Raw genomic sequence first — 14278 nt, forward strand, 5'->3', positions numbered from 1 at the left:
AACCAATTAAAATAATAGGGATAAAGCAGTACCAATACCTATCTTTAAGAGCCACTTCAATATGGAGTGACTCTTAAATGATAAGTCTGACTAGAACGTGCTACCAATCTGGAATTGAACTTTCTCAGTTTCATCATTTTCTTTATCACCGATAGGTACGGCATAACTAAGCGAGATTGGACCGATTGGGGTGTACCAAGTAACACCCACACCCGCACTAAAACGCATATCATTATCTTGATATAACAAGGGTATTTTTTTGGTCTTGTCTGGATCATTAGGATCGCTACGGTCGGGAAACTCGTCAGAACCGTTAGCCGGGTTAACAAAATTACGATCCTCTTTACCACTGGTATCAAATACTTGACCGCCTTCAGCAAATATTACTGGTCGTACTTGATCTGCCCAATCACCTTTAAATGGCATTGGTAAAATTAGCTCAGTGCCGAAGCTTGCTAAAGCATTACCACCCACTTCTTCATCTTTAAAACGGTTAACACCTTTGATAGCATCATCGTAAGCTTTTGATCTAGGACCAAGGGTCGATGCCTCATAACCACGTACCGAACCATAACCACCAGCATAGAAGTTTTCGTAGAATGGTAAGTCGTTACCATAACCAAGCTTAGTATAACCGCGTGCGATCACATCTTTATACACAGGATAGTACAGGTTGCCAGTATAGGTTAGTTTCTGATAAGTCGTGTCACCAAAGCCTAAGGTCGCATTAACATTATGGCTCATCCCTTTAGTTGGAAATACGGGGCGATCTAGCGTACTGTAATCCCAGCCTAACAATAGGTTATAGCTATTGTAGTCGTTTTTGAAACCTGTACGTCCAGAGAACTCATCATTTCCCTCAAAGTTTTCAACCGTACCGCCATCATCAACAAGTTGTTGGACATTTGATACTCCTAGGAAACGTCCGCCACGTACTGACGTATTATCGAAGTTTACTCCAGCACTGACACGCTTAGTTTCATCAACAGGATAACTGTAGTTCAGCGTAGCACCATAAGAGTCAGTAACATAGTTACTAACGTTTCTATCATCGTATTTGGTCTCACGATAGTAGGCACTGACACCTTGTGATACCCCATTTTCAGTAAAGTACGGATCAGTGTAACCTAAGCTGTAAGAGTCACGCGTTTCTGAGCGTGATAATGCAGCTTTGACGCGGTTACCAGTACCCATGAAGTTATTTTGAGTAAGATCTAACTGGAACGTTACACCGCCACTTTGCGAATAACCAGCAGCGATCGTTGAGCTACCAGACGGCTGCTCTTCCACAGAATAGTTGATATCGACTTGGTCTGGCTGATTAGGTACTGGCTTTACATCGACATTAACAGCTTTAAAGAAACCCGTACGCATCAAACGTGTACGTGACAGCTGAATTTTATCGTTAGATGCCAATGCACCTTCTAACTGACGCATCTCGCGACGTAGTACTTCATCTTGTGTTTTTATATTGCCATTAAAGTTAATACGGCGTACATAAATAGGACGCGCAGGATCAATATAGTAGTCAATATCAACGACTTTAGTTTCATCATTGATACGTGGCACTGGACGAACCTGAGCTAAATAATAGCCTTCATTACCATAGCGACTTTTGAGCGCGGCAGTAGTCGCATCAAGCTTGGCTTGCGAGTACTGCTCGTTAGATTTGAAAGTAACCAGCTTTTCGAGCTCATCGTTAGCAAATTTCGGCTCACCTAAGAAGTTTATCTCACCAAATTGATACTGCTCGCCTTCGCTTAAGCTGATTTCGATAAACACACTTTTTTTATCTTCACTGATATTAAGCACAGCATTATCGACGTTAAAACGCACGTAACCATCGTTCTGATACAATGCTTTTAAGCTCTCTAAACTAGCCGCTAGCTTCTCTTTAGCATAGCGATCAGATTTGGACAGTAGACGTGTCCATGAAGATTCTTTTACCGCAAAAACGTCTTTTATGTCTTCGTCACTAAAGTGCTTATTGCCGATAACGTTAATATCGACAACTTTGGCAGGCTTACCTTCGATAAAGCGCACATCTAATTTTACGCGATTACCGTCAAGTAGCGTTTGATCAACCTCGATATTACTATTGTAGTAACCTTGGCTGATATATTGCTGTTGTAGCTCGTTCGCAACACCCTGTAGCGTTGACTGCTTAAGAACATCACCTGCGGATAGACCAGCGTTTTTAAGACCTTGCTCTAAGCCTTCCTTGGGAATGAGCTTATTACCCTCGAAGTTAACTTCAGCGATAATAGGACGTTCGACGACATCAAAACTAAGTTGACTGCCTTCAACACGACTTTGGATATTAGCAAAATTATCAGTTGCATACAGTGCTTTAATACTGGCTGCAAGACTGCTATCTGTAACCGTGTCACCTACTGTAACAGGTAAAACTGGATAAAGACTATCAGGGGTTAGGCGTTGTAGACCATTGAAGCCAATATCGGTGACCACAAAGTTTGCCGCCTGTGCAGGCATACTCATCATCGCTACAACTAACGGCAACCCAGCCGCACTCATAAATAAAGGCGTACGCATAAACACTATCCGTCAATAAAAAACTTGCTTAAGTTAAGTTAAAAAGCGTATTTTGTCTAGCCCAATTAGCACACTGTCTGCGACTTAAACATGGGATGACAGATGACACTTTATATAAAACGCATCATAAAATAAACTAAAAATTACGATTAGTACAGTCGCATCGATGCAGCAACGATGTTAAATCAACCGAATAACCATAACATGATATCTGTGCAGACGTTAGTGTATCGTGCCTTACTTGACAAGTTACACTACATTTACCTAAAACAGCCTACTGATATCATTACCAATCGCTAACACCATGAAACCTGCCAGCAAGAGTAAACCAATATTTAATCCTACGGTTTGGACCCCTTCCGATAACGGCTTACCGCGAATCAACTCGATAAGATAGTACACAATATGGCCACCATCTAATACAGGAATTGGTAATAGATTCAAAACTGCCAAGCTTAGGCTAATCAAAGCAGCAGTAGATAGCACCATCTCCCAGCTGATATCAAAGCTCTGTTTAGCGACTTTAGCGATAGTAATAGGTCCAGATAAATTATCAAGACCGATCATACCTGATATCATTTTTCCCATTGAGCTGACTGTCATTACTGCCAGCTGTTCAGTTTTTTCAAACGATTTTACCATTGCTTCACCAGGGCCGTAGACCACCGTGGTTTTATACGCGTCAGGAATGACAATCTCAGATTGTTCAACCATAGCGCCAATCTGACCGTAGGCATTACCAAGATTGTCTTTCTTGCCTTGTGGCATAATTTGTAGCTGTACTGGCTTGCCATCACGTATGACGGTAAAGCTTAGTAGTACTTCTGGATTATCACGAATAATTCGTGTGGCGCTAATCCAATCTTTGATTTCTTTATCGTTAATCGCAGTGATGCGATCGCCTACTGCTAAGCCTTGACGAAGCGCTGCGCCATCAGCAGATAAGTCACCAACGATTGGCGCAATCTGTGGTTGCCAAGGTAACATTCCAAAACTGGTTAACGCATCTTTTCCTTTAGCATCGCCTTGCATAAACTGCGTCACAGGTGCTTGATAGGTCTTCGCAGCATCCGTAGATTGTTCATCTGATTGCAGAGTGATGCTGACGTTATCTGTCTCACCCATCCGTCCTGCCAAGCGATAATTAATGCCTTCCCACGTCTGTACTTCATGACCATCAACCGCGATAATTTTATCCCCGACTGGCAACTGTGCCATTGCCGCTGGAGTATCTGGTAAAACTTGTCCAATCTTAGTGGCCAATTGCTCAGATGGGGTCATAAACAATACCCAAAATAGCGCAATCGCGATAATAAAGTTCATGATTGGACCAGCAGCAACGATAGCAATCTTTTTTAGCGGATGCTGGCGATTAAAGGCCAAATGCAGCTCATCTTTTGCTACCTCACTTTCCCGCTCATCAAGCATTTTGACATAACCACCCAATGGCAGCATAGATATACGGTAGTCAATACCGCTTTTTTTGCTCGTCCAGCCAGTCAGCTTTGGGCCAAAACCAATAGAATACGTCAGCACTTTGACGCCGCATAGTCGTGCCACTATATAGTGACCCCATTCATGCAGTGCAATCAGAGGCCCTAAGACAAAAATCGCCGCTAGCAGCGTTAGTAAAAACGTCATGATCTTTTCTCGTTTAGGTTGCTCTGAATCTGGTTATACCATTTTAGCGACAAGCGCTTCGGTATGTTGCCGTGCTATTTTATCAATCGCCAAAATATCTTCAATATCAGCATTTTCATCTAATAGTGGCACTTGTATCTCGGTTAACGCTCGTTCATTAATCTCAGCAATATCAGTTAATCGCAACTGTCCCGCTAAAAATGCAGCGACTACAATTTCATTAGCAGCGTTCAGTACTATAGTAGCTTGCGTACCTGCCTGCATGGCTTGACGTGCAAGACGAAGACAAGCAAATTTCTGTAAGTCAGGTTCGATAAACTCCAACCCACTTAACGCATATAAATCTAATGGCTGTGAGCCACTATCAATACGCTTAGGATAACTCAAGGCATGCGCGATTGGCGTTTTCATATCTGGACTGCCAAGCTGCGCTAAAAAGCTACCATCGCTATATTCTACCATTGAGTGAATGATACTTTGTGGATGAATAACCACATTTATCTTATTCTCTGGTAGATCGAATAAATGACAGGCCTCTATTAGCTCTAACCCCTTATTCATCATCGTTGCAGAATCGACCGATATCTTTTGACCCATCGACCAGTTTGGGTGTTTGACTGCTTCGGCTACACTTGCCAGCTGCATTTGCTCAAAAGACTGTTGTAAAAATGGTCCACCTGAAGCGGTTAGCCATAGTTTTCGTACGCCATGGCTTGGCTCATGAATCTGAGTATTATTTTGCTGAATAGACGTCGGCAAGCATTGAAAAATTGCATTGTGTTCAGAATCAATAGGTAACAAGGTTGCATTATGGCTCTTGACTGCTGCAATCATCACTTGCCCTGCCATGACGAGCGCCTCTTTGTTGGCAAGCAAAATACGCTTACCAGCGCGCGCAGCAGCTAATGTCGATGGCAGTCCTGCCGCCCCAACTATAGCTGCGACTACGGTATCAACCTGCGTATCGGTTACGATGTCTATTAAACCATTATCACCGCCTACCACATCAATCGTTAAGCCTGCCACGCCAAGTCGCTTAGCAAAACTATCGACATCAGCCGTCGACACACATACACGTGTCGGCTCAAACTGCTGGCATAGTGCAAATAGTTTATCTAAACGCTGATGACCTGATAAAGCATAGACGTCATAGTCTTGTGGATGCGACGCTAGAATTGCTAACGTGCTGTCGCCAATAGAGCCCGTTGCGCCAAGTACAGCGATGCGTTGCGTCATAACTATCAATGCCCATGAATATTGTTAAAAAGTTGTTATTCAAAATTGAATGTCAAAAATATTTGGTCAGCAACAATTCATTGCTGACTTTTCAAAGTATAAATTAGAGATAAACGGACAGACTGAGACACTTGGAAGCTCTTGAAAGTTTAGACAACTATTAACCCTAAGTGTTGCAGACCCCAAAAACCGAGCGCAAATATCGGAGTAGCGGATAATAGTGAATCAATACGATCAAGAATACCCCCATGACCCGGTAGAATGGTCCCTGAGTCTTTTACTTTGGCACGGCGTTTAAGCATTGACTCAAATAGATCACCCAATACTGATGCCAAAATCGTCACTGCAGAGAGCGCGACAAAGGCAACCAAAGCCACACCAGTCAGCTGTAGTTTAAAGACACTGATAACGATAACCACTAGCAAGCCTGTAACCAACCCACCAGCTAGCCCTTCCATACTCTTATTTGGAGAAACATTGGGTGCCATTTTGCGCCGACCTAGCTTACGCCCGACGAAGTAAGCACCGCTGTCTGCACACCATACCAATAAGAATACATACATCAGCCACCATGCTGACAGCTGCCATAAGTAAAACATCGCAGTGATCGATGCGGTTAATATCACCACCCCCATCAAACTCAGCTTTTTGCCATACCAGTTAGTATGCGTAGGGAACTTACCGACCCAAGATAACGCCATTAGCCAAATGATTAAAGACGCCACCCACCAAAGCACCCATGTGACTTCAAGCATCAAGGATATCAGAGTTATGGCTAGCACCATCATTACAAAAACGACAGGCTGACGCCATGCAGGCATGAGCTTCGTCCATTCGTGCGCAGCAATAGTTACTCCAATCGCCAGTAACGGTGCAAAGAAGATGGGCGTTTGACTTGCAAACAGTGCAATCCCAACAATAATAATTAAAATAATTGCTGTTTTAATCCGTTGCCACATACCAGTCAGGCCTTATAGTGATAAGAAACATTTGCTCAGTACTATAGTATAACAGTTAATACAAATGCGTTAACTAGCGCAATGCCTGCGTCTCAACTTGTTCGCTGGTTTTACCAAAGCGGCGTTGACGCTGCGCAAACTCTTTAATCATGTCTGCAAGTTCATCTGCAACAAAATTTGGCCACAATGTTTGGGTGAAGAATAGCTCTGCATAGGCTGATTGCCACAATAAGAAATTGGAAATTCTATATTCACCACCTGTTCTTATTAACATATCCACGGCAGGCTCATCGGCTAGCTGTACGTATTTACCTAGCAAATCATTATCAATGTCTTCAGCACGTAAATTACCCGCTTCAACTTGTTGAGCCAACTGTTTTGCGGCATGGGCGATATCCCACTGACCACCATAACTGATAGCAATCACTAGTGTCATCGCTTCAAAATGTGCCGTTTTAGCTTCTGCATCCAGCATCAACGCTTGTAAGTCATTGTCGAGCTGACTGCGGTCGCCAATAAAACGTAGCCGAATACGGTACTTATTCATTCGCGGCATTTGCTCGTGAATCGTTGAGGTCAGCAGACGCATAAGTAACGCCACTTCGCTTGGCGGTCGTTGCCAGTTTTCACTTGAAAATGCAAATACTGTGAGCACCTCAATGCCAGTATCTAGACAATACTCAACAATAGGATCTAGTGCATCTTTGCCGGCAATATGTCCTTCACCGCGACCTAAAGCATTTGCTTTGCCATAACGGTTATTGCCATCCATGATGATAGCGATATGACGAGGGATAATGATAGAACCCAAAGGGGCTGAAGTAGACATGGACTATACTGCTTATTATAAAGGTAAATTTGTCAGCGATACTGCTTTAAGAAACTGGCTTAAAAACGCTGCATTTATCATAACCTGCGCTATCAGATTTAAAAAGTCTAGCGCCTAAATTCCACAGATTTATCATAAGCGGAAATCATCAGTTTATAATATTAAGGTCTCTGTTATGGAGTACTGCACTTAATACTTATAAATCAACATATATAAAAATAGACAGCCAATAGTAATAAAAGGCTACTGACTGTCTATTTAAACTACCACCAAGAAGAATACAGTTATACTGCCATCAACTCAGTCTCTTTAGTATCAAGTTTTTTATCGATAGTCTCGATGAACTTATCAGTGATCTTTTGAATATCATCACTAGCACGGCGCTCTTCATCTTCAGATATTTCTTTTTCTTTCGCCAAATCTTTGATGTCGTTCATCATATCGCGGCGGATATTACGGATAGAAACACGGCTGTTTTCAGCTTCACCACGCGCAAGTTTTTGCATATCGCGGCGAGTCTCTTCTGTCAAAGCTGGCATTGGTACGCGAATCACATCGGCAGTCATTGGATTAAGACCCAAATCTGCTTCACGAATGGCTTTATCTATCGCTTGCACCATAGTGCGCTCAAATGGCTGCACTAGTAGCGTACGCGAATCTTCAACGTTGACACTCGCTACTTGGTTAAGCGGTGTATCTGCACCATAATAGCTAACCATAACGCCTGACAGCATGCCTGGGTGTGCACGACCAGTACGAACCTTACTAAAAGTGCCCTCAAGCGCCTCTAAAGTCTTGGCCATACGAGCTTCGCCGTCTTTCTTAATCTCATTAATCATTATGTGTCCTTATTTATCGATACCGATAATACTCAATGTTGTTAGGTTATTAGGTGTTCATTAGCTATTATTTTACGGTAATTTATAACAGTTAGTTATTATCTATCTGTTTATAAACTATTATTCTTAATTAATGATAAACGCGCGTACCTTCATTTTCGCCCATAATGACATTTAATAAAGCGTTAGGCTTGGTCATATCGAAGACTTGTAGCGGTACGTTGTGCTCACGGCATAATGCAATAGCGGTCAAATCCATCACGCCAAGCTTTTGTTCTAATACTTCATCAAAGGTCAAACCGTCGTATTTGACAGCATCGCTATGTAAGCTTGGATCTTTATCATAGACGCCATCAACTTTGGTCGCTTTTAGAATAAGACCCGCTTCAATCTCAATGCCGCGCAAACAAGCGGCGGTATCGGTAGTAAAGAAAGGGTTACCAGTACCAGCGACAAAGATACAAACGTCACCATTTTTGAGATAACGAATCGCATTACGGCTGCTATAACTTTCGGTTACTTCACCGATCGGCAACGCTGACATCAAACGCGTTTTGATGTTGCGGCGTTCAAGGGCATCACGCATCGCAAGACCATTCATAACTGTAGCTAGCATACCCATTTGATCGCCAGTGACACGGCCAACTAGGCCTTCTTTTTGTAGCTGCGCGCCGCGATATAAGTTACCGCCACCGACGACGATGCCGACTTGTACCCCAAGACCACGCAGGTGCGCGATAGACAAACTCATCTTGTCGAGCACTTCGGTATCAATACCCATATCTTTGCCGCCTGCTAAGGCTTCACCAGATAATTTGAGCAATATGCGAGAGTAACGGGGATTTTTGTCAGACATGAGGGCACCTTTTTTATCGTTAATTTATGGTTAAAACCAATAAGGTTGGAACACAGGTTAAGACATGCAGTCCAAAATAGGCAAGTAGGCTAAATTGCGCTAATTGTAGCAAAAACTGCCCATGATTGGGCAATTTTCAACTTTAATGAACGATGGGTTTTCATTTAGCTATTTATTGGGCAGCAACACTCAAAAATCATGCAGCGCTTTTATAATATGCAATTAGCCTTGATAACTGGCAAATAAGTCATATTCGCTAGCATCATCAATGGTGACAGTTAAGAACGCTCCGACTTTCACTTTGGCAGTGATATCGTCAACGTACACATGACCATCAATCTCTGGTGCATCGGCATAGCTACGGCAAATAGCAACATTTTCATCATAATCAATTTCATCAACCAAGACGGTTAAGGTTTTGCCGATTTTCTCTTGCAGCTTTTGCGCTGATATGTCTTGTTGTAGCGTCATTAAACGCTCATAACGAGATTGCTTGACGTCTTCAGGTACGTGATCGGGCAGATCATTAGCAACCGCACCTTCTACTTCTGAATACGTAAAAGCGCCAACGCGATCAAGGCGCGCTTCGACCAGCCAATCAAGCAAGCATTGGAAGTCTTCTTCCGTCTCACCAGGGAAACCGACGACAAAGGTTGAACGAATGACGATATCAGGGCAAATTTCACGCCAAGCATGAATACGTGCCAAGGTGTTTTCACTATGCGCCGGACGCTTCATCGCTTTTAGGATGCGGTGGCTGGCATGTTGAAAGGGAATGTCGAGATATGGCAATAGTTTTTTCTCGCCCATCAATTCAACAACTTTATCCACGTGCGGATACGGATAGACATAATGCAAACGTACCCAAATACCTAAGTCATTTAGCGCTTGGCATAAGTCATAAAATTTCGACTTAAGCGGCATACCATTCCAAAAGCTGGTCTTATATTTAAGATCTAGCCCATAAGCGGAAGTATCTTGTGAAATAATGAGCAACTCTTTCACGCCAGCATTCTTAAGCGCCATCGCTTCATTCATCACATTATCAATCGGACGCGAAACCAAGTCACCGCGCAAACTTGGAATAATGCAGAAAGTACAACGATGGTTGCAACCTTCTGATATTTTTAGATAAGCATAATGGCTTGGGGTCAATTTAATACCCGCTTCATTGATCAAATCTATTTTAGGATCGTAGTTTGCATCTAGGCTACGATTTGGCTTGGGTACATGCTGTGCAACTGCTGTAATCACTTCATCATAAGCATGCGCACCGGTCACTGCTAAGACGGCTGGGTGCATTTTACGGATTTTATCCGCCTCTTTACCCAAGCAGCCTGTGACGATAACTTTACCGTTTTTGCTGATCGCCTCACCGATTGCATCAAGCGACTCTTGTACCGCTGATTCAATAAAGCCGCAAGTATTCACCACAACTAGGTCTGCACCTTCGTAGTCGCTCGCCACTTGATAACCATCACGGCTCAGCTCAGTGATAATGCGCTCACTATCCACTAATGCTTTTGGGCAACCTAGTGACACAAAACCAATCTTCGGTGCTGCGTTAACTGGTGCATTAGCAGTTGCTGCTGTCGCTTTATTCGACGTAGCTGAAACCACATTGCTGCTTTGCTCAATGCTACGGTTTTGATTGTGGTTGGCTTTATGATGGTAAGGTTGGCTAGTATCTGCCTGACTCTGCTCTTGCGCTATATTTAGCTTAGCAGGATTAAAAATGGTGGCAGTGTCTTTTGGTGTAGAAGCTGGCTGTGAGGTGGTAATGGTCGTATTAATCGACTCGGTAGAAATATTGGGCATGGCTGACCTTGCTAGAGATAAATTGGCTGTGCGCATTGTACGTTTTTTTTACAAAAATCGCCAGTTTTGCCGCTCTATAGTGTTGATTTATGGTTAAATATTATATTGAGTATTCCTTCATCCTAGGCAATAGCCATGACAACCAATCTGATACCCGCAAAACCAACACCTGACTTAGCATTTATATCACAGCATTTGTTCACAGCTATCTTATGGGTCGATGATGAACTATCAATTACTTGGTTAAACGCCCAAGCTGAGCAATTACTGGCTATTAGCAGTGGACGCTTGCTCAATCAATCAATATTGACGCTGCTTGCACCCGAAGAGTTGACGTCAACAGATAATAGAAACCATAGTGATAATAACAATGTTGATGTTGATGTTGATAAGAGTATTGGTAAAGGTATCAATGAACCAACTTGCTCTTTGACAGAACGATTTCATCAAGCAAAACGCTATCAACAACCTTTCATCGATCATGATCACTTTATCAGCACACCGCTGAATGGCAATTTATCACTCTCAGTGGATTATAGTGTAACCCCAGTCATTTATGAGCAGCAGCCTTTTTTTATCATTGAGATGTGGGGCAAGGATCGACAAAGTCGCATCTCAGAAGAACAACGTCAGCAGCAACAATATAACGTTGCCCGTCATATGCTGCGCTCGGTCGCTCATGAAATCAAAAATCCGCTTGCTGGTATACGCGGTGCAGCGCAATTATTACAGCGGCAGTTCATCAAATTCAGTGACACTTTTATTTTTGACAATCAAAGCCCTTCTCTTATCACTGAACCAAATATTAATAAAAATCTGCAAAAAACCACTGAAAAGCTGCGTAGCTATACCGATATTATTATCTCAGAGACTGACCGTTTAACCCAGCTCATCGGGCAACTTCTTGGCTCTAATCAATTGCCAAACTGCCAAGCTGTCAATATTCATGAGCCGCTGGAGCATGTCCTTACCTTGGTTATGAGTCATTATCCACAAGTAACTTTAAAACGTGATTATGACTTATCTTTACCTGAGCTGAATGCGGATAAAGACCAATTAATCCAAGTATTTTTAAATTTAGTGAATAATGCTTGTGAGGCAATGACAGAGCAGCATTCGGTAAATAACTTTGAGTCCGATAATGCAAAAGTGACCGACATTCAAGCTGATGACGATAATTATAAACCACAATTGCATATCCAAACGCGCGTTGCTTTTCAGCATACTATTGGCAGTCAGCAACACAAACAAGTGCTGCAAGTCACTATTACCGATAACGGCTCAGGAATTGATCCAGCGCTAATCGGGCAAATATTTTTCCCGATGGTAACCAGCCGTGCAGCTGGTACAGGCTTAGGGCTGTCTATCGTTCAAGATATTATCAGCCGACATCATGGTATGATTGACGTTAGCTCCACTCAATTTAAGAATCATAGTCAATCCAAAAAAACATGCTTTACGCTGTATTTACCATTTAATCAGCCAACACTTAACGCGTAAATATAACGGCTAAATAAAAAGCTAATGCCAATCCTGAATTACTAATAATAACCCTGAAATAATTGCTCATTAGGCCTGATACATGACTGAATATAACGACAACTATAAACCTAAAAGCGATAATAAAACATCGAATAATGAACTAACAAATGAGCAAGCAAGCAAAGTAACGGTCAATAATGCACCCAACGACAACCCTGCGACTTTATGGCTAATTGATGACGATGCGGCATTGCGTTTAGTATTGGCGGATACTTTTGAAGACGCTGGTTTTATGGTTGTCAGCTTTACGCAAGCGCAGGCAGCATGGACCCAGCTTAATGATATCTTACAACAGCACGAATCAGCGACGCAGTTGCCAGATGTGATATTAACTGATATCCGTATGCCGATGATGGATGGCTTATCGTTTAGTGAATGGGTGCATAAGCATTTCCCTCAGCTGCCTATTGTCATCATGACTGCCCACTCAGATCTCACCTCTGCTATCAACAGCTATCAGACAGGTGCATTTGAATATCTGCCTAAACCCTTTGATCTAGATGATGCGGTCGCAACGATTTATAAGGCTATTAACTATCAGCCGACTAATCAGATAAATAATAAGCAAGCCGAAGCCGATGTCAAAGCTCAGGCAGAAAAAGAGAACAAGCTTAATCTAAAAACGAAACCGATTAGCGGCTCTAACAATGAGATCAAAGATAAGCATTTAATAAAAGATAAAACTACTGATAAGTCTAACAACAATCCCAACGGCATTATTGGACAGTCGCAGGCCATGCAGACGGTCTTCCGAGCAATCGGGCGATTAGCACACTCTCCTATCACTGTTCTTATTACTGGCGAGTCAGGGACTGGCAAAGAGCTGGTCGCCAGCGCTTTACATCAGCACTCACCAAGGCAGCAAGAGCCATTTATCGCACTTAATATGGCGGCCATTCCACATGATTTGATTGAGTCTGAGCTATTCGGGCACGAAAAAGGCGCTTTTACAGGCGCTACCACGCGCCGGCAAGGCCGCTTTGAACAGGCAGACGGCGGCACGCTATTTTTAGATGAAATCGGTGATATGCCCTTTAGCACACAGACGCGCTTGCTAAGAGTGTTAGCAAATGGCGAGTTTTATCGCGTTGGTGGCCAGCAACCTATCAAGGTTGATGTGCGTATCATCGCTGCGACTCATCAAAACCTAGAACATCTCGTACAACAAGGCAGGTTTCGCGAAGATTTATTTTATCGTCTCAACGTCATTCGTTTGCCATTACCACCGCTACGAGCACGCCGTGAGGATATCCCTGCCCTTACCGCACACTTTATGCAGCGCGCTGCTAAGCAAATGAACACTGCACCAAAGCAGCTGCACCCTGAAGCACTACGTCTCATGCAAGCTTTTGACTGGCGAGGTAATGTGCGTCAACTCGAAAATGTCTGCTTATGGCTAACGGTCATGGCAACTGGCGACACAGTTTTGATTGAAGACTTACCACCTGAGCTCTTGGCTAATAATCATCATTCCTTGCAGCAACAATCTAATCAGCCACATAATGACGCTTATCATAATGACTTAATGCAGCCTTTAGAGCCTACCTCTTACTCGGTTACCACATTAACTTGGCAAGAAGTGCTCGCAGACTGGGCGAAAGAATCTCTACAAGCGGGCGAAACCGATATTTTACAGACAGCAACGCCTGATTTCGAACGCGTATTACTGGACGCGGCGCTTACTCATAGTGGCGGTAAAAAGATTGCGGCAGCCAATTTATTAGGTTGGGGACGCAACACGTTAACCCGTAAGCTTCAACTACTCGATATTGGCTCATCAGACAATCGATCAGAAGAGTAATAAGAATTAGATACGGTTCACCAGTAGAAGTATCGCTATGGTTATAAAAATAATGATTTATAAATCATAATATTATCAATCGCTTATAATTAATCATGCAAAAAAACACGTTTAATTTAAAATTAATTGCAAAAAGGTCTTGCCAAACTATTCAAACTCTATATAATAGCCAACCACTGAGACGCACTACCGAATCAGTTATTT

At 42.8% G+C, this 14278-nt stretch carries 10 protein-coding genes; 2 read left to right on the forward strand and 8 right to left on the reverse strand.

The window, feature by feature from the left end:
• Window positions 1-90: 90 nt before the first annotated feature.
• The 8 genes from bamA to rimO form a co-directional block, all read right to left on the reverse strand.
• Window positions 91-2553 carry an outer membrane protein assembly factor BamA gene (gene bamA / locus AK825_RS08775; RefSeq protein ID WP_068036359.1) on the reverse strand — a complete coding sequence of 821 codons (2463 nt, stop codon included), beginning with the start codon at window positions 2551-2553 and terminating at the stop codon, window positions 91-93.
• Window positions 2554-2817: 264 nt separating this feature from the next.
• A complete protein-coding gene (rseP, locus tag AK825_RS08780) occupies window positions 2818-4194 on the reverse strand; it encodes an RIP metalloprotease RseP (protein WP_068036361.1) in 1377 nt (458 codons plus the stop codon).
• Window positions 4195-4227: 33 nt separating this feature from the next.
• Complete coding sequence (ispC, locus tag AK825_RS08785) at window positions 4228-5430, reverse strand: 1-deoxy-D-xylulose-5-phosphate reductoisomerase (RefSeq protein ID WP_068036363.1); 1203 nt, start codon at window positions 5428-5430, stop codon at window positions 4228-4230.
• Window positions 5431-5579: 149 nt separating this feature from the next.
• Complete coding sequence (locus AK825_RS08790) at window positions 5580-6389, reverse strand: phosphatidate cytidylyltransferase (RefSeq protein ID WP_068036365.1); 810 nt, start codon at window positions 6387-6389, stop codon at window positions 5580-5582.
• 73 nt (window positions 6390-6462) lie between these two features.
• Window positions 6463-7218, reverse strand: coding sequence for a polyprenyl diphosphate synthase (gene uppS, locus AK825_RS08795; protein WP_068036367.1), 756 nt, complete (start codon window positions 7216-7218; stop codon window positions 6463-6465).
• Window positions 7219-7502: 284 nt separating this feature from the next.
• Entirely contained in the window at window positions 7503-8057 is a 555-nt protein-coding gene (gene frr, locus AK825_RS08800; RefSeq protein ID WP_068036368.1) for a ribosome recycling factor, read from the reverse strand.
• Window positions 8058-8187: 130 nt separating this feature from the next.
• On the reverse strand, window positions 8188-8913 hold the full coding sequence (pyrH, locus tag AK825_RS08805; RefSeq protein ID WP_068036369.1) for a UMP kinase: 726 nt from the start codon (window positions 8911-8913) through the stop codon (window positions 8188-8190).
• A gap of 222 nt (window positions 8914-9135) precedes the next feature.
• A complete protein-coding gene (rimO, locus tag AK825_RS08810) occupies window positions 9136-10731 on the reverse strand; it encodes a 30S ribosomal protein S12 methylthiotransferase RimO (protein WP_068036370.1) in 1596 nt (531 codons plus the stop codon).
• A gap of 135 nt (window positions 10732-10866) precedes the next feature.
• On the opposite strand from rimO, the gene AK825_RS08815 reads away from it, so the two are divergent.
• Together AK825_RS08815 and AK825_RS08820 are read left to right on the forward strand one after the other, a co-directional pair.
• Entirely contained in the window at window positions 10867-12231 is a 1365-nt protein-coding gene (locus AK825_RS08815; protein ID WP_068036372.1) for an ATP-binding protein, read from the forward strand.
• A gap of 82 nt (window positions 12232-12313) precedes the next feature.
• Window positions 12314-14074 (forward strand): sigma 54-interacting transcriptional regulator, encoded by a 1761-nt coding sequence (locus AK825_RS08820; RefSeq protein WP_068036374.1) that lies wholly within the window; start codon window positions 12314-12316, stop codon window positions 14072-14074.
• The last annotated feature ends 204 nt before the right edge of the window (window positions 14075-14278 follow it).

Source organism: Psychrobacter sp. P11G5, assembly GCF_001593305.1.
Classification (GTDB): Bacteria; Pseudomonadota; Gammaproteobacteria; order Pseudomonadales; family Moraxellaceae; genus Psychrobacter.